The organism is Pseudomonas sp. IT-P294, from assembly GCF_949767865.1.
In the GTDB taxonomy this organism is placed as follows: domain Bacteria; phylum Pseudomonadota; class Gammaproteobacteria; order Pseudomonadales; family Pseudomonadaceae; genus Aquipseudomonas.
Genome location: NZ_CATKQW010000003.1, coordinates 156,971 through 175,857 on the forward strand (window position 1 = coordinate 156,971; position 18,887 = coordinate 175,857).

Sequence of the window (18,887 nt, forward strand, 5' to 3'; positions counted from 1 at the left end):
GGAAGGCGTTCAGGCCTTGAGCATGGCGTCGAGCTTACCGGCGCGCTCAAGCGCAAACAAATCATCACAACCGCCGATATGGCGTTCGCCGATCCAGATTTGCGGCACGGACGTACGTCCGGCCTTCTGGGCCATGGCGGCACGCACCTGCGGCTTGCCATCGACCTTGATCTCTTCGAAGGCCACGCCTTTGTTCTCGAGCAGGTACTTGGCTCGCGAGCAGTAAGGGCAGTAATCGCTGGAATAGACGATGACGTTGCTCATATCACTTCACCAACGGCAGGTTGTCGCCTTTCCAGCTGGAAATACCGCCGGACAGCTTGGCGGCGGTGAAGCCGGATTTCATCAGTTCGCGGGCGTGGGTGCCGGCAGTCTGGCCCAGGGCGTCGACCAGGATGATGGTCTTGGCCTTGTGCTTTTCCAGTTCGCCGACGCGTGCCGCCAGTTTGTCGTGCGGAATGTTCAACGCGCCAACAATGTGACCGGCGGCGAAATCCTTGACCGAACGAATATCGACCACAATGCCCGCGTCCTTGTTGACCAGGCCGGTCAGCTCACCGGTACTCAGGCTGCGGCCGCCGCCTTGCATCTGATAGGCCAACAGCAAGGCCGCCAGTACGACGAAGATACCCACGAGAATGTAGTGGTTGGTGGCGAATTGAATCAGATGATCAACCATCGAAGGAGGTTCCAGGGCGTTAAAATGTCGGCCAGTATACACAGCCCCTATGGTGGGCCAAACCCCGTCCGGCGGTGACGCCGCAGGAACTTCGCTTTAAACTGCCACTCCCTTTTCCATCGCCCTCTTTTAATTCAGCCACGAGTGGAATCCATGACTACCACGCCTAAACCTTTGGTCCTGATTATTCTCGACGGCTTCGGTCACAGTGAGAGCCCTGAATCCAACGCCGTGTTTGCGGCGAAGAAGCCCGTACTGGACCGCTTGTGGGCCACCGTGCCGAACGGCCTGATCTCCGGCAGCGGCATGGACGTCGGCTTGCCGGACGGCCAGATGGGCAACTCCGAAGTCGGCCACATGAACCTCGGCGCCGGCCGCGTGGTGTATCAGGACTTCACGCGCGTGACCAAATCGATCCGTGACGGTGAGTTTTTCGAGAACCCGACTATCTGCGCCGCCGTCGATAAAGCCGTCGCCGCCGGTAAAGCCGTGCACTTCATGGGCCTGCTGTCCGATGGCGGCGTTCACAGTCACCAGGACCACCTGGTGGCCATGGCCGAACTGGCTTTCAAGCGCGGAGCTGAAAAAATCTACCTGCACGCCTTCCTCGATGGCCGCGACACGCCGCCGAAAAGCGCGCAGTCGTCCATCGAACTGCTCGACGCGACCTTCCAGGCGCTGGGCAAAGGCCGGATCGCCAGCATCATTGGTCGTTATTTCGCCATGGACCGTGACAACCGTTGGGATCGCGTGGCCCAGGCCTACAACCTGATTGTCGATGGCAACGGCGAATTCAACGCCGCCACCGCCCAGGAAGGCCTGCAAGCAGCGTACGAGCGTGGCGAGAGCGACGAATTCGTCAAAGCCACTTCCATCGGCGAACCGGTGAAAGTCGAAGACGGCGACGCCGTGGTGTTCATGAACTTTCGCGCCGACCGCGCCCGTGAGTTGACCCGCGTGTTCGTTGAAGACGACTTCAAGGAGTTCGAGCGTGCACGCCAGCCGAAACTGGCTGGCTTCGTCATGTTGACCCAATACGCCGCCAGCATTCCTGCGCCATCGGCCTTCGCTGCCGGCAGCCTGGAAAATGTGCTGGGCGATTACCTGGCGAAGAACGGCAAGACTCAGCTGCGCATCGCCGAAACCGAGAAATATGCCCACGTAACCTTCTTCTTCTCCGGCGGTCGTGAAGAACCGTTCCCGGGCGAAGAGCGCATCCTGATCCCATCGCCGAAAGTCGCCACCTATGACTTGCAGCCCGAGATGAGCGCCCCGGAAGTCACCGACCGCATCGTCGATGCCATTGAAAATCAGCGTTACGACGTGATCGTGGTCAACTACGCCAACGGCGATATGGTCGGCCACAGCGGTGTGTTCGACGCAGCCGTCAAAGCCGTTGAATGCCTGGACCTGTGCGTTGGCCGCATCGTCGATGCCCTGGAGAAGGTTGGCGGCGAAGCGCTGATCACCGCCGACCACGGCAATGTCGAGCAAATGTCCGACGCCTCCACCGGTCAGGCCCACACCGCCCACACCACCGAGCCGGTGCCGTTCATTTATGTCGGCAAGCGTGATTTCAAGGTGCGCGATGGCGGCGTGCTGGCGGATGTCGCACCGACCATGCTGATGTTGATGGGCCTGGAGAAGCCGGCTGAAATGACCGGTACGTCGATTCTGGTGTAAGAGATCCCCTCAAACACCACCAAACCCTGTGGGAGCAGCTTGCTCGCGATGGCGTCCTGACAGTCAACATCATTGTTGAATGTTAAGACGCTATCGCGAGCAAGCTCGCTCCCACAGTAGTTTTGGAGTGTTTTCAGAGGCAACGCTGCTCCGGTTATCACACAGCCCCAATTGGGCATTTTTTTTGCGGCGCTTGGCGGGCATACTAGGCCGTCCCTTTCCCTGGTATCACCCGCCTCTATGCTTCGCGCCCTGATAGCCCTCGCTCTGACCTGCCTGCTCCAACCGGCCTTTGCTGACGAGCGCGCGCAAACCCAACAACAGTTGGACGCCACGCGTCAGGACATTGCCGAGCTGAAAAAAATGCTGGGCAAGCTGCAGGAAGAAAAATCCGGTGTGCAGAAGGACCTCAAAGGCACCGAGACCGAGATGGGCAAGCTCGAGAAGCAGGTCGAAACCCTGCAAAAAGAGCTGAAGAAAAGCGAATCCGAGCTGCAGCGACTCGATGGTGAGAAAAAAAAACTCCAGAGCGCACGCGTTGAACAGCAACGACTGATCGCCATTCAGGCTCGAGCGGCCTATCAGAACGGCCGCCAGGAGTACTTGAAGCTGCTGCTCAACCAGCAGAATCCGGAAAAATTCGCCCGCACCCTCACCTATTACGATTACCTGAGCCAGGCTCGCCTGGAGCAGCTGAAGAATTTCAACGAAACCTTGCGCCAGCTGGCCAATGTCGAAAAAGACATCAACCTGCAGCAGGCGCAATTGCTGGTGCAGAAAAGCAGCCTGGACAGCCAGCGCGATGAGCTCGACAAGGTTCGCAAAGAACGCCAGCAAGTCCTGGCCAAGCTCAGCGACGACGTGAAGGCGCGCGATCAGAAACTCGCCGCACGCGAGCAAGATCAGGCAGACCTGTCTAAAGTCCTTAAAACCATCGAAGAAACCCTGGCTCGCCAGGCTCGAGAGGCTGAAGAAGCGCGACAAAAAGCGCTGATCGCCCAGCAGGAAGCCGAAAAAAAGCGTTTACGTGAGGCCCAGGCGGCTGCAGACGCAGAGACCACCGACGCCCCACGCAAACCTGTTAAATCAACACCTGGCGCGCTGGTTTCAAGTTCAGGCGAAACCTTTGGCGGTCCTTTTGCGTCCTCCCGGGGAAAACTTCCCTGGCCTGTTGATGGTCGACTGTTGGCACGCTTTGGCGAAACCCGTGGCGACGATGCCCGGACCAAGTGGGACGGCGTGATGATCAGCGCTCCCGCCGGTAGCCAAGTGCATGCCGTGCATGGCGGTCGTGTGGTGTTTGCCGATTGGCTGCGGGGCGCCGGGCTGCTGGTGATCCTCGACCACGGCAACGGATTTTTGAGTCTTTATGGTCACAACCAGACGCTGCTCAAGTCTGCGGGTGACGTGGTAAAAGCCGGTGAGTCCATCTCCACTGTCGGCAACAGTGGCGGGCAGGACACGCCAGCGCTGTATTTCGCTATTCGTCAGCAGGGTCACCCGAGTGATCCGGCGCAATGGTGCCGCGCGCAAGGATAGGCGTTGAGTCACCTACATTAGGAGTTCGTTCGACATGCTGCATTTGTCCCGCCTTACCTCGCTGGCCCTGACGATCGCCCTGGTGATCGGCGCGCCTCTGGCGTTCGCCGCTCAACCTGCCCCGGCTGTCGCGCCTGCGGGCACCGCTGCGACCACCAAGGCGCCATTGCCTCTGGAAGAGTTGCGCACCTTTGCCGAGGTCATGGATCGGATCAAGGCAGCCTATGTCGAACCGGTGGACGACAAGACCCTGCTGGAAAACGCCATCAAGGGCATGCTCAGCAATCTCGATCCGCACTCCGCCTACCTGGGTCCGGAAGACTTCGCTGAATTGCAGGAAAGCACCAGCGGCGAATTCGGCGGCCTGGGCATCGAAGTCGGCGCCGAAGACGGCTTCATCAAAGTGGTTTCGCCCATCGATGACACCCCGGCCTCCAAGGCTGGCATTCAGGCGGGCGACTTCATCGTCAAGATCAACGGCCAGCCGACCCGCGGCCAGAGCATGACCGAAGCCGTGGACAAGATGCGCGGCAAGATCGGCCAGAAAATAACCCTGACCCTGGTTCGCGACGGCGGCACGCCGTTCGACGTGGTCCTGACTCGCGCGATCATTCAGGTGAAGAGCGTGAAGGCCCAACTGCTGGAGTCGGGCTACGGCTACATCCGCATCACTCAGTTCCAGGTCAAGACCGGCGAAGAGGTCTCCAAGGCCCTGGCCAAGTTGCGCAAGGAAAACGGCAAGAAGCTCAACGGCATCATTCTCGACCTGCGCAACAACCCGGGCGGCGTGCTGCAAGCGGCGGTGGAAGTGGTCGACCATTTCATCACCAAGGGCCTGATCGTTTACACCAAGGGCCGCATCGCCAACTCCGAGCTGCGCTTCTCCGCCACTGGCAAAGACGAAAGCGAAGCCGTACCAATGGTTGCGCTGATCAACGGCGGCAGCGCCTCGGCCTCGGAAATTGTTGCCGGCGCCTTGCAGGATCAGAAACGCGCAGTGGTCATGGGCACCACCAGTTTCGGCAAGGGCTCGGTGCAAACCGTGCTGCCGCTGAACAACGACCGCGCACTGAAAATCACCACGGCGCTGTACTACACGCCGAACGGCCGCTCGATCCAGGCTCAGGGCATCGTCCCGGACATCGAAGTGCGCAAGGCCAAGATCACCAGCGAACAGGACGGCGAGTATTTCAAGGAAGCCGATCTGCAAGGTCACCTGGGCAATGGCAACGGCGGCGCCGACAAACCGACCAGCTCCGCCAGCAAAGCCAAGGCCATGCCGCAGGATGATGACTACCAACTGGCTCAGGCTTTGAGCCTGCTCAAAGGGTTGAGCATCACCTCCGGCCGCTGAGATGCGCCTGCGGTTGCTAATCGGTCTGTTGTGCTGTCTGGCGGGTGTTGCTCACGCAGCGCCCGCCCCTCAAAAGGCCTACATCACTCTGATCATCGATGACCTGGGGCAGAACCTGCCCCGGGATCGCCGTGTGCTGGCCCTGCCTGGCCCTGTGACCACGGCAATCATGCCCGACACTCCCCACGCCACCGAGTTTGCCCGCGAGGCCTATCGCGCCGGCAAGATCGTCATCCTGCACATGCCCATGGACCCGGCCACCGGCCCGTTCGCCTGGCACCCCGACCTGCCCATCGACGAGCTGGAAAAACGCCTGAACGCAGCATTCAAGGTCGTGCCCTACACCGCTGGCATCAACAACCACATGGGCAGTCGCATGACGGCACAACCGGCGGCCATGGCCTGGCTGATGGCGGACTTGCAGCGCCGGCACAAGTTCTTTGTCGACAGCCGCACCAGCGCGCAGACAGTGGGGGCTGCCGAGGCACAGAAGATCGGATTGGCGAGCGTTTCGCGGGATGTGTTTCTGGACGATGAGCGAACTGAAGCGGCGATCCTGACGCAGTTGCAGACGGCGATCAGTTTGGCGCACAAGCAGGGTTCAGCGGTGATGATCGGGCATCCGTATCCGCAGACGCTGGCCGTGCTGGAACGCGAGTTGCCCAGGCTGAAGGCTCAAGGGATTGAGTGGATCGACATCAAGCAGATGATCAGCGTGCGCAGCAATCGCGCGACGGCTGCGCATGGAAAGGACGGCGTGTACCGCTAATCGCTAGACATTAAAATCAAACGTGGGAGCGAGCTTGCTCGCGATGAGGACATAACATTCAACCTCTGCGTTGGCTGTCAGACCGCAATCGCGAGCAAGCTCGCTCCCACATGGATTTGTGCATGACACAGGTTCGGCGTTCGTTTTAGAGATACCGCGCCATGATGTCATCCACTACGCCTTCCTTGCGCAGTTGATCCAGCGCCGCCTGAAGCTTGGCCACCAGTTCATCCGGTACATCCTTGTTCAAGGCCAGGTAAAGCTCCGCGCTGTTGAAGCGCAACACCGTCTTGAGGCCGTTAACCCCTTCCTGACGCGCCAGATAACGCCCGGCCGGGTCACCCGTCGCCCACAAATCAATCTGGCCACTCTCCAGCTTTTTCGCGTTGTCCTGATCGCGCAGCACCACGATCGGCTTCAACCCTTGCTTGGCCAGCGTCTCGGCGATTGCGTCACCCTTGTACGCGCCGATCTTGTATTTGCGCGCCTGTTCGAGCGACTCGATGCTGATCTTGCTGTCGGCCTTGGCCAACATGATCCAGTCATCCGGGCCTATCGGGCCGACCCACTTGAAGAGCTTTTCACGGTCCGGCAAGCGCGCCATCACGAACACGCCATAACCGGGCCTTTCGAGGGCGAGTTTGTAGATTCGCTCCCAAGGAAAACGCAGCGTCAGGCTGTAGGAGACTTTGGCACGCTTGAACATCGCACGGACAATGTCGACGGCGATGCCATTGATGTTCTCGTCCTGAGCGAAATTCTTGCCGTTCTTCGCCATGTTGTACGGCGGGAAATTTTCCGTCAGCAGCACCAGGTCGGTGGCGGGACTTTCTTCAGCATGCACGCCATTGATGAGCAATAGCGAAGCACTGGCGAGGGCAAGAAGCAGGCGTTTGATCATGTCGGGCTACCGAAATCCATGGCGTGCCCAAGAGTGCCTTGAGCCTGCGATGATGTCTACTGGCCCTTTGATAACACTGCTACCCGAACTGCAAATCACAAGAGCTTCGTTGAGGTAAATAGTTACCGCCACTCCTGACCCTGTCCCTGATTAATTAGTGATGACCGGCAACAGTCTGGTTTTTCAATCACGTCATCAGAGGCACCTGGCAATGAACTCGATCCCTGGCATGCTTTTCGGCACTTTGTGCTTGCTGTGTACACCCTGTTTTGCAGGCAGCCACGATTATGGCGAAGGGTTGCAAAACCTGTCCTCTTCCAGAGTCCTCGACAATGGCAACGGGTCGCATGACCACTGGCAAGGCATCGGGCGCCTGGCAATCAACCAAGGCAGCTGCACCGCATCGCTAATTGATACACGCGATGAGACCGCCTCTGAACCTACTCCCGCTTACGTACTGACCGCAGGACACTGCGTAGAGTTGAGCAATGGAAACATTGTGACCGACAGCCCCTTCAGTGGAACCATGGATTTCAATTACTTCGCCGATGTTTCCACGTTCAAGCGTTATCCATTGAAGACCGTGACATGGCGGAGCATGCAAGGCGTTGATATGGCGATTATCGAACTCGACGCCAGCATTCAAAAGCTCATCGATGAGGGCATACAACCCTTGAAGCTGGCTCGCGACATACCACCATACGATACGGATATGTTGATCGTGGGTGCCCCCAAGGGCTTTGACCAGATTACGTTGCGCATGGCGGCGTGCACGCTACAGCCGGCCAAGGAGATTGTTGAAGGGGCATGGGTATGGCGAAACACCTTTATGACGCGCTGCCAGGATGTTCGGGGCGGTGGGTCCGGAAGTCCTGTACTCGAACGCTATACCAACGAGATCATCGGCATTATAGGCACGGGAAATTTTGAGGAGGGCATTGTTCCGTGTCTCGACAGCGCGCCATGTACACCGATTGGCGATACCTTTCAGGCTGTGCCGGGGAACGTGTATGGCAACGCTACGACGCTTCTAAACGGATGCTTCTTGCAAGGTCGTATTGCTACAAATCCGCCGTCGTCCTGCCAGCTCTACCCAACCTTTACCATTGAAAGCACGAATCATCTGGAAAGCTACAAAAGGGCCAAACAGCTGGATGACCGTTCGTTTGTCGTACCGACCTGGAATTATCGATTTTCGATCAGCACCGCGTTTTATCGCTTTAAATCTGTTCGCAGCGCAATGGAGTGCGAGAGCACACAACACTATAGCGATGCCATCAGTGCCACGGACGCGTTCATCAACGCGCAGATAGGAACGACACCCGGATTCTATTTTCTGTGCATCGTCGGTGTAGATTCTGCGACACAACGGCCTGAAGCGGGCCTGCTTAAAAACGCTTTATCGTTACCAATAGAGATATTGGATAACAAGCCAACAGCGCCGCCTGATTTGTCGATCGAGGCCGAAGTCTTTGTAAAACTGGCGGAAGCCGAAGCGCCATATCGGACCTATTCGATTAAATATGGTCCTGTGGAAACCACCGATTGTCATGCGCCCGATAAATACATTGAGAACATGCCAATGGATTTCTTTATTGCGAATGACAAGCTTCCGGGAAAACTTTGCGTCATCGCTTATGACAAGTCGGGACAAGCGTCCGAACCCAGGATTGACGTGTTCAACCGCGTGATTGGGGCGCAACAGGCCACATCAGCCCAGGCCGATACGGCTCGTTGACAACGGCCCGGAGGGGCCGTTGACCCGTTATCGCATGACGATGCCCCGATGCGCCATGTAGGCCTTGGCTTCCTGCACGGTGTATTCGCCGAAGTGGAAAATACTCGCCGCCAACACCGCGCTGGCGTGGCCTTCGAGGATGCCGTCAGCCAAGTGCTGCAGGTTGCCGACGCCGCCGGAGGCAATCACCGGGATGCCAAGCGCGTCGCTGATGGCGCGGGTAACGCCCAGGTCGAAACCGTTTTTCATGCCGTCCTGGTCCATGCTGGTCAACAGGATTTCGCCGGCACCGAGGCCTTCCATTTTCTTCGCCCACTCAACGGCATCGAGGCCGGTAGGTTTGCGACCGCCGTGTGTGAAGATCTCCCAGCGCGGGGTTTCACCCGGTCCAGAGACCTTCTTCGCGTCAATGGCGACGACGATGCACTGCGAACCGAAATGCTGGGCAGCCTCGCCAACGAATTCCGGGTTGAACACCGCCGCGGTATTGATCGAGACCTTGTCCGCGCCAGCATTGAGCAGGTTGCGGATGTCCTGCACGGTGCGTACGCCACCGCCCACGGTCAGCGGGATGAACACCTGGCTGGCCATGCGCTCGACGGTATGCAGGGTGGTGTCGCGACCGTCGACGCTGGCGGTGATGTCGAGGAAGGTAATCTCGTCGGCACCTTGCTCGTCGTAGCGACGGGCAATTTCCACCGGGTCGCCGGCATCACGAATGTTCTCGAACTTGACGCCCTTGACCACCCGGCCGTTGTCCACGTCCAGGCAAGGGATGATGCGTTTGGCCAGCGCCATGGTCAGTCCTCAGCCTTTGTACGAATCGCAGAAAGCTTGCGCTTCAGCGACGTCGAGGGTGCCTTCGTAGATCGCCCGGCCGGTGATTGCGCCGATGATGCCTGGCGCCTTGGCGTCGAGCAGCGATTTGATGTCACCCAGATTGTGGATACCGCCGGAAGCGATCACCGGAATGCGCGTGGCAGCGGCCAGCGCAGCCGTGAACGGAACGTTGCAGCCCTGCATCATGCCGTCTTTGGCGATGTCGGTATAAACGATCGCGGACACGCCATCGGCTTCGAATTGCTTGGCCAGGTCGATCACCTGAACGGTGCTGATTTCAGCCCAGCCGTCGGTAGCGACGAAGCCGTCCTTGGCGTCCAGACCAACGATCACCTTGCCCGGGAACGCGCGGCAGGCTTCGGCAACGAAGGCCGGATCTTTCACGGCTTTGGTGCCGATGATGACGTAGCTCACGCCCGCTTTGACATAGTGCTCGATGGTTTCCAGGGAACGGATACCGCCGCCGATCTGGATCGGCAGGTTCGGGTAGCGCTTGGCAATCGCGGTAACGACTTCGCCGTTGACCGGCTGGCCTTCGAATGCGCCGTTCAGGTCGACCAGATGCAGACGGCGGCAACCGCCTTCCACCCACTTGGCAGCCATGCTCACCGGGTCATCGGAGAACACTGTGGAATCTTCCATGCGGCCCTGGCGCAGACGAACACAGGCACCGTCCTTGAGATCGATAGCGGGAATAATCAGCATCTGGCAAACCTTCAAATTCGAGTGTTCAGCTTCGCTCGGAAATCAGTTTTTCTCGAGCGCCCACAAGTCGCTTTCGATGCTTTCGAACCTCTCTTTGAGGTGCGTCTGCACATCGAAAATCGCCCTGTTGTAATAATGCGGCGCAATTTCACGGGTAAACAGCTCAAGGATTTCAGCCGCTTCGAACGAACCCAGGTCCAGTTCGAAGCGATCTTCCATGAAGCGTTTGATCTTCTGGTTCGCCTCGTTCTCCTGTTCGGGAGTGAGGGTCAGGATCGGTGGCTTCTTCTTGACGGCCATTTACCAGCGACCATCCCACGCGGCGAAGTTCTGCAGCAATTGCAGGCCATGGGTATGGCTCTTCTCCGGGTGGAACTGCACGGCGAAACGCGAGCCATCGGCCAGCGCTGCGGCGAAATCGACACCATAGTGACCGCCACCCACCACCTGCCGCGCATTGCCGGCGGCGATGTAGTAGCTGTGCACGAAGTAGAAACGCGCCAGGTCTGGAATGTTGTGCCACAGCGGGTGACTCACCGTCTGCTTCACTTCGTTCCAGCCCATGTGCGGGACTTTCAGGTGTTCGCCGTCTTCATGCAGGTCTTTGCCGAAGAACTTCACCGCGCCCGGGAACAGTCCGATGCAATCGACGCCATCGTTCTCTTCACTGCTGTCGAGCAAGGCTTGCATGCCGACGCAGATGCCGAGGAACGGGCGGTCCTGGCTGACTTCGCGCACCAGCGCATCGAAGCCCAGGCGACGGATCTCCGCCATGCAATCGCGAATCGCGCCGACACCGGGAAAAACCACCCGGTCGGCTTCGCGAATCACATCGGCATCGCTGGTGATCAGCACCTTGCCGGCACCGACGTGCTCGAGGGCCTTGGCCACCGAGTGCAGGTTGCCCATGCCGTAATCGATAACCGCGACCGTCTGCATTACAGAACGCCTTTGGTCGAGGGCATCTGACCGGCCATGCGGTCATCGAGCTCGACGGCCATGCGCAGCGCGCGGCCGAAAGCCTTGAACACGGTTTCGATCTGGTGGTGGGTGTTGGTGCCGCGCAGGTTGTCGATGTGCAGGCTCACGAGCGCATGGTTGACGAAGCCCTGGAAGAATTCCTGAAACAGGTCAACGTCGAAGCCGCCAACGGTGGCGCGGGTGTAGGGAACATGCATCTGCAGGCCAGGACGGCCGGAAAAGTCGATAACAACGCGCGACAGCGCTTCATCGAGCGGCACATAGGCGTGACCGTAACGACGGATGCCTTTTTTGTCGCCGATGGCTTTGGCAAAGGCCTGACCCAGGGTGATACCGACGTCTTCCACGGTGTGGTGGTCGTCGATATGCAGGTCGCCCTTGCTGACAATATCCAGGTCGATCAGCCCGTGACGGGCGATCTGGTCCAGCATGTGCTCAAGAAAAGGAACACCGATATCAAATCGGGCCTTTCCGGTGCCATCCAGGTTGATCGAGGCTTTGATCTGGGTTTCCAGAGTGTCGCGCTCGACTGACGCCTTACGTTCGGCCATCACCAGCTCCGCAAAAATCATTGGGCGAAAAAGGCAGCCATTATAGGGGGGCGGGCGCGAAACAGAAACACGAGAGGTGATATGACTGACGGAGTGAATTCCGTGCTGTCGGGGATAGACATGTCCATACAAGCGGAATTGAAGGCACCTCAAACAAATGTGGGAGCGAGCTTGCTCGCGATGAGGCCATCACATTCAACATTTCTGTCGATTGTAAGACCGCTATCGCGAGCAAGCTCGCTCCCACAGGTTATGCGTTAGGCAGGCGACTTAGTGGAACAGGACCGCAGTTTTCTGCAGGGTGACCCAGACACCCCACGCCAACGGAATGCCCACCACCAGCCACGCAGCGATCGCAAGCGGCTTGGTGCCTGGCGCGGCTTTCCATTCAAGAACGGTGGTCGCATCGGCACCCTTGTCGTGACCCAGCGCCTGTTCAGCAGCGAGTTCAGCGTCGCTCATGAAGTACTTATCGGCTACCGGGCGCACCATCAGGTTGCACAGGAAACCCAGCACCAGCAGCCCTGCGAGGATGTACAAGGTGATGTCGTAAGCCGCGGCACGTTCAACGCCGATGCTCAGCTGATATTCACGCAGGTAGTTCACCAACACCGGACCCAATACGCCCGCCGCCGCCCACGCGGTCAACAGACGACCGTGGATCGCGCCAACCATTTGCGTACCGAACAGGTCTGCCAGGTAAGCCGGCACCGTCGCAAAACCACCGCCGTACATCGACAGGATGATGCAGAACGCCGCCACGAACAGCGCAACGTTGCCCAGGTGACCGAGGTTGGGGATCAGCGCATACAGTGCGAAACCGAGGGCGAAGAACACGAAGTAGGTGTTTTTGCGACCCAGGTAGTCCGAGAACGAAGCCCAGAAGAACCGGCCACCGATGTTGAACAGGCTCAGCAAACCGGTGAAACCGGCAGCAATCGCCGCAATCGAGGCCAGTTGCGCAGCGTCCAGCTGACCGAACGTTAGATTGTTGCCCAGCAATTTACCGGCAAACACTTCCTGCAACAGCGGCGACGCCATGCCAAGGATGCCGATACCGGCGGATACGTTCAGGCACAGCACCAGCCACACCAGACGGAACTGCGGGGTTTTCCACGCCACATTCACGTGGACGTGACGATGAGTGATCATCGCGTTCGACGCTTTTTTCGCCGGGACGGTCCAGCCTTCAGGCTTCCAGCCGGTAGGCGGAACGCGGTAGGACAGTGCGCCGCCGATCATGAACACGAAGTAGATCGCGGCCATCACCAGGAAGCTCTGCCACACGCCGACGCTGGTTGGCGAAGCGAAGTGGCCCATCAGGGCCGCGGCCAGCGGAGCACCGACCATCGCACCACCACCAAACCCCATGATCGCCATGCCGGTGGCCATGCCACGCTTGTCCGGGAACCACTTGATCAAGGTCGAGACGGGCGAGATGTAACCCAGGCCCAGGCCGATACCGCCAATGACCCCGGAGCCGATCCACATCAACCAGATCTGGTGGGTATAAACCCCCAGCGCGGAAATCAGCAGACCGCCACACCAGCACAGCGCCGACACGACGCCAGCCTTGCGCGGCCCGGCATGTTCCAGCCAGCCGCCCCAGATTGCTGCCGAGCAGCCCAGGAAGATGAAAAACAGGGTGTAGATCCAGCCGAGCATCGAGATCGGCCAGTCACATTGCGACGAGAAAACCTGCGAGATGAAGCTCATGTCCGGCGCGCAAGCCACTGGAGCGGTCACACCCAGGGCTTTGGACAGTGGCAACCAGAACACCGAAAAGCCGTAGGCCATGCCGATGCAGAGGTGGATGGCCAATGCGGCAGGTGGCACCAGCCAACGGTTGAAACCGGGCTTGGCGATGATGCGTTCCTTGGACAGGAACGCGGGCTGATCGGCGCTGAGGCCGTCCGCCGTGATGCTCGTTGTCATTGTGTATCCCCCAATTATTAGTAGAGTTCGCCAGCCATTCTTCCCCCTCAGCCTTTATGCGCACGCATGGCTGTTTTTTCGGGGAAGCTCCCTTTTGGTGCGACATCACGCCGCGGAAGGACGGACGAACTGAGAGAGGTTAACATCTGTACGTGACAGAAAAACCAAAGTGATATCACCTTTTGTCTGTCATCTGTTCTCGTACCACTGAAGGAACCACCATGCCGATCATTGTCGAGCTGCTGAACGAAGCCACTTATCAGGATCAGCAAGATCTGCAGAAGATCTATCGCGATGCCCCGGACTGGCTGTTTGCCCCGTTTTCAGGGGACATGCAGTTGATTGAAGGCTGCCTGCGCGACGGTTCACTGATTGCCGGACGTTTCAATGATCGGCTGCTCGGCGCGGCTCGTTTGCAACGGCACCCTGGTGTCTGGCACCTGTCCCAATTATGCGTACGAAAAATTACCCGTCGTCGCGGTGTGGCCGAACGTCTGGTGAATGAAGCACAGAAAATGGCGGCGCAATCAGGTGCGGTCCTGCATTTGCTGGCACCGGCCGGGCATCTCGAAGTAAAAGCGCTGGCCGCCAAGCTGAAGGTTGCGCTCGATGAACTGCCGGTGTGATCGCTGACCGGTCGTGCGCTTTGGAGCGCTATACTCCCCGGCTAAATTTCGAATTCGACTAAATACAAGGACTCGCCCATGAAAGCGTTCGGCAAAATCCTGGGTCTGGTACTTCTCGGGCTGTTGCTGATCATTGTGGCGCTGGGCTTTGCCCTGACCCACCTCTTCGATCCCAACGACTACAAAGACGAGATTCGCCAGATTGCCCGCGACAAGGCCCACATCGAGCTGACGCTCAATGGCGATATCGGCTGGAGCCTGTTCCCGTGGCTGGGGCTGGAACTGCACGAAGCCAGTGTCGCGACCCTGGCCAAGCCCACCGAGCCGTTCGCTGACTTGCAGATGCTCGGCCTCTCTGTCCGGGTTTTGCCGCTGCTGCGCCGTGAGGTGCAGATGAGCGATGTGCGCGTCGAAGGCCTGAACCTGCGCCTGAACCGCGACAAGGATGGCCATGGCAACTGGGAAGACATCGGCAAAGTCCCGTCCGCCGTGCCGGCCACACCACCAGCCACCTCTGACCAGTCCGCCCCTGCCCCGCAAACCACCGTCCAGGTAGAAAAGCCGCCGCAGCCGGCGCGCCTGGACATCGACAGCCTCACCGTGAACAACGCCCGCGTTGAATACAACGATGAGAAAACCGGCAAGCAGTTCAGCGCCGAAAGCATCCAGTTGAGCACCGGCCCGGTCCATGACTCGACCAACATCCCGGTCAAACTCACAGCATTCCTGGGCACTAACCAGCCGGTCTTGCGTGTCCGTACCGAGCTCAATGGCGAGTTGCGCTTCGAGCGCGCACTGCAGCGCTACAAATTCGAAGACATGAAGCTCTCCGGCGAAGTCGCTGGCGATCCACTGCAAGGCAAAACCATGACCTTCGCCGCCCAGGGCCAGTTGCTGCTGGACAAAGCCGCTAACGTCGCCGAGTGGACCGGCATCAAGATTTCCGCCAACCAGTTGCGAGCGCTGGGTGAGTTGAAGGTCAACGACCTCGACAAGACCCCGCAGATCAATGGGGCCATCTCGATTGCCCAATTCGACCTGGCAAAATTCGTTGACAGCATCGGCCAGAAACTTCCAACCATGGCCGATGGCAGCCTGAGTAAAGTCGAGCTGGTCAGCCGTGTGGCAGGTACGCCGACCAGCGTGTCCTTCGACAATATCAACCTGAAAGTCGATGACAGCAGCTTCAGTGGCCGCATCGCCGTCGAGGATTTCGCCAAGCAATCACTGCGCGTAGTGCTCAAGGCTGACACCTTCAACGCCGACCGCTACCTGCCGCCCAAATCCGCCGAAGCCAACAGCGCGACGCAGGTGCGTCAGGCCGAAGTGGCCAACACCGAAGCCAGCGCCATGGCCGGTGCCGGCAGCACCCCGCTGCCCGAAGCACCGACCAAAACCGCGTGGAGCACCGAACGCCTGTTGCCGGTAGAGCGCTTGAGCAAACTCGACGTGGACGCTGATCTGACCTTCGGCGAGTTGACCCTCGACAAACTGCCGATCCGCAACGCAGCACTCAAGGCCACCGGCCAGGGCGGCTTGCTGACGCTGGAGAACCTGCGCGGCGATCTGTACGACGGCAACTTCGAAACCAAGGGCACGCTGGACGTGCGTCAGGAAGTGCCGGCGCTGGCCATGCAAACGCGCATCACCCGAGTACCGGTGGAACAAATCCTCGAAAGCCAAGGCAAGAAGCCTCCGGTCAAGGGACTGGTGACGCTCAACAGTGCGTTGACCGCCAGCGGCAATAGCCAGAAAGCGCTGATCGAGAGCCTCAACGGCAACGCCGGTTTTGTCATCAACAATGGCGTATTGCTCAACGCCAACCTTGAGCAACAACTGTGCAAAGGCATCGCCACCCTGAACCGTAAAACCCTCAGCGGCGAGCCGAAGGGCAAGGACACTCCGTTCCAGGAACTCAAAGGCAACCTGACCTTGCATAACGGCGTGGCCAGCAACCCGGACCTGAAAGTGCGCATCCCGGGCATGACCGTCAACGGCAACGGCGACGTCGACCTGCGAGTGCTGGGCATGGATTATCGAGTGGGCATCGTCGTCGAAGGCGACACCAGCGCCATGCCCGATCCGGCCTGCCAAGTGGGTGAAAAGTACGTCGGCATCGAGTGGCCGCTGCGCTGCCGTGGCCCGCTGGAACTGGGCGCCAAGGCCTGCCGCGTGGACAACGAACGCATGGGCCAGGTCGCCGCCAAACTGGCTGGCGAAAAGCTCAGCGACAAAATCGACGAGAAGCTTGGCGACAAAGTCAGCCCCGAACTGAAAAACGCACTGAAGGGGCTGTTCAAGCGATGAAAGCCGAGCAGTTTTCATCGGCGGTGCTGGATTGGTACGACCGCCACGGCCGCCACGATTTGCCCTGGCAACAGGGGATCACCCCGTACCGGGTGTGGGTCTCGGAAATCATGCTGCAGCAAACCCAGGTCAGCACCGTACTGAACTACTTCGACCGTTTCATGGCTTCGCTGCCAACGGTCGAAGCCCTGGCCGCCGCACCGGAAGACGAAGTGCTGCACCTGTGGACCGGCCTTGGTTACTACACTCGCGCGCGCAATTTGCAGAAGACCGCGAAGATTGTCGTCGCCGAGCACGGTGGCGAGTTTCCGCGCGATGTTGAAAAGCTGGTTGAGCTGCCGGGCATCGGCTTGTCCACGGCGGGCGCGATTGCCAGCCTGAGCATGGGCCTGCGGGCGCCGATCCTCGACGGCAACGTCAAACGGGTGCTGGCGCGGTTTACGGCACAAGAGGGTTATCCGGGCGAGCCGAAGGTTGCTAAACAGCTGTGGGCGAACGCCGAGCGCTTCACGCCGCATGACCGGATCAACGCCTACACCCAGGCGATGATGGACCTGGGCGCCACGCTCTGCACCCGTAGCAAACCAAGTTGTCTGCTTTGCCCGCTGGAAAAGGGCTGCGAAGCACACATGCTCGGCCTGGAAACCCGCTACCCGATCCCCAAGCCACGCAAAGCGGTGCCACAGAAGCGCACGCTGATGCCAATGCTCGCCAATGGCGAAGGCGCGATTCTGCTTTACCGTCGCCCTTCCACGGGCTTGTGGGGCGGTCTCTGGAGCTTGCCGGAACTCGACGACCTCGATGACCTGCAACACCTGGCCTCGCAGCACTCGCTCGAGCTGGGCACCCAACAGGCACTGCCGAGCCTGGTGCACACCTTCAGCCATTTTCAATTATCCATCGAACCCTGGCTGGTTCAGGTCCAGGAGGCCGGCCACCACGTGGCCGAGGCCGACTGGCTCTGGTATAACCTCGCCACCCCGCCGCGCCTGGGCCTTGCCGCCCCGGTCAAAACCTTGCTCGAACGCGCGGCCGCCGTATTGAACGCAGGAGAGTCGTCATGACCCGCACCATCATGTGCCGCAAGTACAAAGAAGAATTGCCCGCTCTGGAGAAAGCCCCCTTCCCGGGCGCAAAAGGTCAGGACATTTTTGACCATGTCTCGGCCAAGGCCTGGGCTGACTGGCAAAAGCACCAGACCCTGCTGATCAACGAAAAACGCCTGAACATGATGAACGCCGAAGACCGCAAATACCTTCAGGGCGAGATGGACAAGTTCTTTTCCGGCGAGGAATACGCCAAGGCTGACGGCTACGTCCCACCTGCTCAATAATTGATCAAAATCCGGGGTCGACACGTAAGCGACGGTAATAATTAAATATTTTTTGAAAACTTGCTTGACGACCCCCTGAAAAACCCGTTTAATGCGCCCCGTTGCCCAGATAGCTCAGTCGGTAGAGCAGGGGATTGAAAATCCCCGTGTCGGCGGTTCGATTCCGTCTCTGGGCACCAAATACCGAAAACCCTGAATCGCAAGATTCAGGGTTTTTTTATGCCCGGGATTTGATCAGGCCCGGGATTTGGGCCGAGCCGCCCTCCCCCGCGGAAATCGGCAGACGCATCTGACACCTACAAAAAAACCGCTTCCTGCGGTTTTTTTGTATGACTGCATTTTTGAAGTTATTAGCCCGAGACATATTGCTGGCCTGTCCAGTGAAGGTTCAGGTCACGGGCCGGACCGCTTCCGATGTCCACGGTATTGCGCCGTTCCTGGCCGTTACGCGTGGTGACTACCGTGTACTTGCCCGGAGGAAGCTGCACGTACACCAAGGGGCCGGCCTGATCCAGGCTGAACACAGGATGTCCTTGTGCGTTCTGAACGACCACATTCACGTCGGGCAGAAATTCGTTTGCAGGTCCGATGGAGAAACTCATGTGCAAGTTGTACCCATGAGATTGTTGAACGAAGCGTGCCTCATCCTCACCAATGCCTCCTGACAGGTATCTGATTCCATTCTGCTGTTCTGGCTGAATCTGCACACCGGCGGTGTCAACAGGTCCCGGCTGTATTGCCGGAGCCATGGAGGGAAACATCAACACACCGACAGCAGCGATGGGCAGTATCAATGAATGGATGTGTTTCATGATGACGACTCCCGGGTTCTACAGAACCCTATCGTTACGTCATTTAGATTTCTGACGGGACGTTCAAGTTTTATATCGATTAGTACTGTGATGAGCCTCAAATAGGACTACACGACGTATTCCAAGGGAGCGTG

19 protein-coding genes and 1 tRNA gene are annotated in these 18,887 nt (G+C 58.9%); 10 read left to right on the top strand and 10 right to left on the bottom strand.

Translation table 11 applies throughout. The features are described from left to right. Positions 1–9: 9 nt before the first annotated feature. Entirely contained in the window at positions 10–264 is a 255-nt protein-coding gene (grxC, locus tag ACM6I0_RS03075) for a glutaredoxin 3 (RefSeq protein ID WP_222589389.1), read from the bottom strand. A 1-nt stretch (position 265) separates the two neighbouring features. Continuing rightward, on the bottom strand, positions 266–679 hold the full coding sequence (locus tag ACM6I0_RS03080) for a rhodanese-like domain-containing protein (RefSeq protein WP_414921417.1): 414 nt from the start codon (positions 677–679) through the stop codon (positions 266–268). 153 nt (positions 680–832) lie between these two features. On the opposite strand from ACM6I0_RS03080, the gene gpmI reads away from it, so the two are divergent. The 4 genes from gpmI to ACM6I0_RS03100 all read left to right on the top strand — a co-directional run bounded on the left by gpmI (position 833) and on the right by ACM6I0_RS03100 (position 6,024). Then, on the top strand, positions 833–2,362 hold the full coding sequence (gpmI, locus tag ACM6I0_RS03085) for a 2,3-bisphosphoglycerate-independent phosphoglycerate mutase (protein WP_414921418.1): 1,530 nt from the start codon (positions 833–835) through the stop codon (positions 2,360–2,362). A 240-nt stretch (positions 2,363–2,602) separates the two neighbouring features. Beyond that, complete coding sequence (locus ACM6I0_RS03090) at positions 2,603–3,901, top strand: murein hydrolase activator EnvC family protein (protein ID WP_414921419.1); 1,299 nt, start codon at positions 2,603–2,605, stop codon at positions 3,899–3,901. A 34-nt stretch (positions 3,902–3,935) separates the two neighbouring features. Then, complete coding sequence (locus ACM6I0_RS03095; RefSeq protein WP_285433481.1) at positions 3,936–5,255, top strand: S41 family peptidase; 1,320 nt, start codon at positions 3,936–3,938, stop codon at positions 5,253–5,255. A 1-nt stretch (position 5,256) separates the two neighbouring features. Then, entirely contained in the window at positions 5,257–6,024 is a 768-nt protein-coding gene (locus ACM6I0_RS03100; RefSeq protein ID WP_414921420.1) for a divergent polysaccharide deacetylase family protein, read from the top strand. Between the two features lie 145 nt (positions 6,025–6,169). Here ACM6I0_RS03100 and ACM6I0_RS03105 read toward each other — a convergent pair whose 3' ends face one another. After that, the gene (locus ACM6I0_RS03105) at positions 6,170–6,925 is read right to left on the bottom strand and encodes a substrate-binding periplasmic protein (protein WP_285433478.1); all 756 of its coding nucleotides are present in this window, start codon (positions 6,923–6,925) and stop codon (positions 6,170–6,172) included. 211 nt (positions 6,926–7,136) lie between these two features. Between ACM6I0_RS03105 and ACM6I0_RS03110 the strand changes: the two genes are divergently transcribed. Further along, positions 7,137–8,663, top strand: coding sequence for a trypsin-like serine peptidase (locus ACM6I0_RS03110; RefSeq protein ID WP_414921421.1), 1,527 nt, complete (start codon positions 7,137–7,139; stop codon positions 8,661–8,663). A 27-nt stretch (positions 8,664–8,690) separates the two neighbouring features. Here ACM6I0_RS03110 and hisF read toward each other — a convergent pair whose 3' ends face one another. The 6 genes from hisF to ACM6I0_RS03140 form a co-directional block, all read right to left on the bottom strand. Then, on the bottom strand, positions 8,691–9,461 hold the full coding sequence (hisF, locus tag ACM6I0_RS03115) for an imidazole glycerol phosphate synthase subunit HisF (protein ID WP_007897430.1): 771 nt from the start codon (positions 9,459–9,461) through the stop codon (positions 8,691–8,693). 9 nt (positions 9,462–9,470) lie between these two features. Then, the gene (hisA, locus tag ACM6I0_RS03120; RefSeq protein ID WP_017336056.1) at positions 9,471–10,208 is read right to left on the bottom strand and encodes a 1-(5-phosphoribosyl)-5-[(5-phosphoribosylamino)methylideneamino]imidazole-4-carboxamide isomerase; all 738 of its coding nucleotides are present in this window, start codon (positions 10,206–10,208) and stop codon (positions 9,471–9,473) included. A gap of 42 nt (positions 10,209–10,250) precedes the next feature. Then, positions 10,251–10,508: a DUF2164 domain-containing protein gene (locus ACM6I0_RS03125; protein WP_050682512.1), complete on the bottom strand. Its 258-nt coding sequence runs from the start codon at positions 10,506–10,508 to the stop codon at positions 10,251–10,253. Beyond that, complete coding sequence (gene hisH, locus ACM6I0_RS03130) at positions 10,509–11,147, bottom strand: imidazole glycerol phosphate synthase subunit HisH (protein WP_414921422.1); 639 nt, start codon at positions 11,145–11,147, stop codon at positions 10,509–10,511. Further along, positions 11,147–11,740 (bottom strand): imidazoleglycerol-phosphate dehydratase HisB, encoded by a 594-nt coding sequence (gene hisB / locus ACM6I0_RS03135; RefSeq protein WP_003218037.1) that lies wholly within the window; start codon positions 11,738–11,740, stop codon positions 11,147–11,149. The genes hisH and hisB overlap by 1 nt, the downstream gene beginning before the upstream one ends. A 270-nt stretch (positions 11,741–12,010) precedes the next feature. Next, positions 12,011–13,675, bottom strand: coding sequence for an OFA family MFS transporter (locus ACM6I0_RS03140; protein ID WP_414921423.1), 1,665 nt, complete (start codon positions 13,673–13,675; stop codon positions 12,011–12,013). A 221-nt stretch (positions 13,676–13,896) separates the two neighbouring features. Here ACM6I0_RS03140 and ACM6I0_RS03145 point away from each other — a divergent pair, with 221 nt between their 5' ends. The 5 genes from ACM6I0_RS03145 (at position 13,897) to ACM6I0_RS03165 (ending at position 18,120) form a co-directional block, all read left to right on the top strand. Beyond that, entirely contained in the window at positions 13,897–14,301 is a 405-nt protein-coding gene (locus ACM6I0_RS03145; RefSeq protein ID WP_414921424.1) for an acetyl-CoA sensor PanZ family protein, read from the top strand. A gap of 78 nt (positions 14,302–14,379) precedes the next feature. Beyond that, entirely contained in the window at positions 14,380–16,608 is a 2,229-nt protein-coding gene (locus tag ACM6I0_RS03150; RefSeq protein WP_414921425.1) for an AsmA family protein, read from the top strand. Then, positions 16,605–17,672 carry an A/G-specific adenine glycosylase gene (mutY, locus tag ACM6I0_RS03155; RefSeq protein WP_414921426.1) on the top strand — a complete coding sequence of 356 codons (1,068 nt, stop codon included), beginning with the start codon at positions 16,605–16,607 and terminating at the stop codon, positions 17,670–17,672. The genes ACM6I0_RS03150 and mutY overlap by 4 nt, the downstream gene beginning before the upstream one ends. Beyond that, entirely contained in the window at positions 17,669–17,941 is a 273-nt protein-coding gene (locus ACM6I0_RS03160; RefSeq protein ID WP_090176790.1) for an oxidative damage protection protein, read from the top strand. Before mutY ends, ACM6I0_RS03160 begins: the two co-directional genes overlap by 4 nt. Positions 17,942–18,044: 103 nt before the next feature. After that, positions 18,045–18,120: transfer RNA gene (locus ACM6I0_RS03165), tRNA-Phe, on the top strand. A gap of 171 nt (positions 18,121–18,291) precedes the next feature. Here the strand turns inward: ACM6I0_RS03165 and ACM6I0_RS03170 are convergent. Beyond that, positions 18,292–18,753 carry a carboxypeptidase regulatory-like domain-containing protein gene (locus ACM6I0_RS03170; RefSeq protein WP_285433463.1) on the bottom strand — a complete coding sequence of 154 codons (462 nt, stop codon included), beginning with the start codon at positions 18,751–18,753 and terminating at the stop codon, positions 18,292–18,294. Positions 18,754–18,887: the final 134 nt, after the last annotated feature.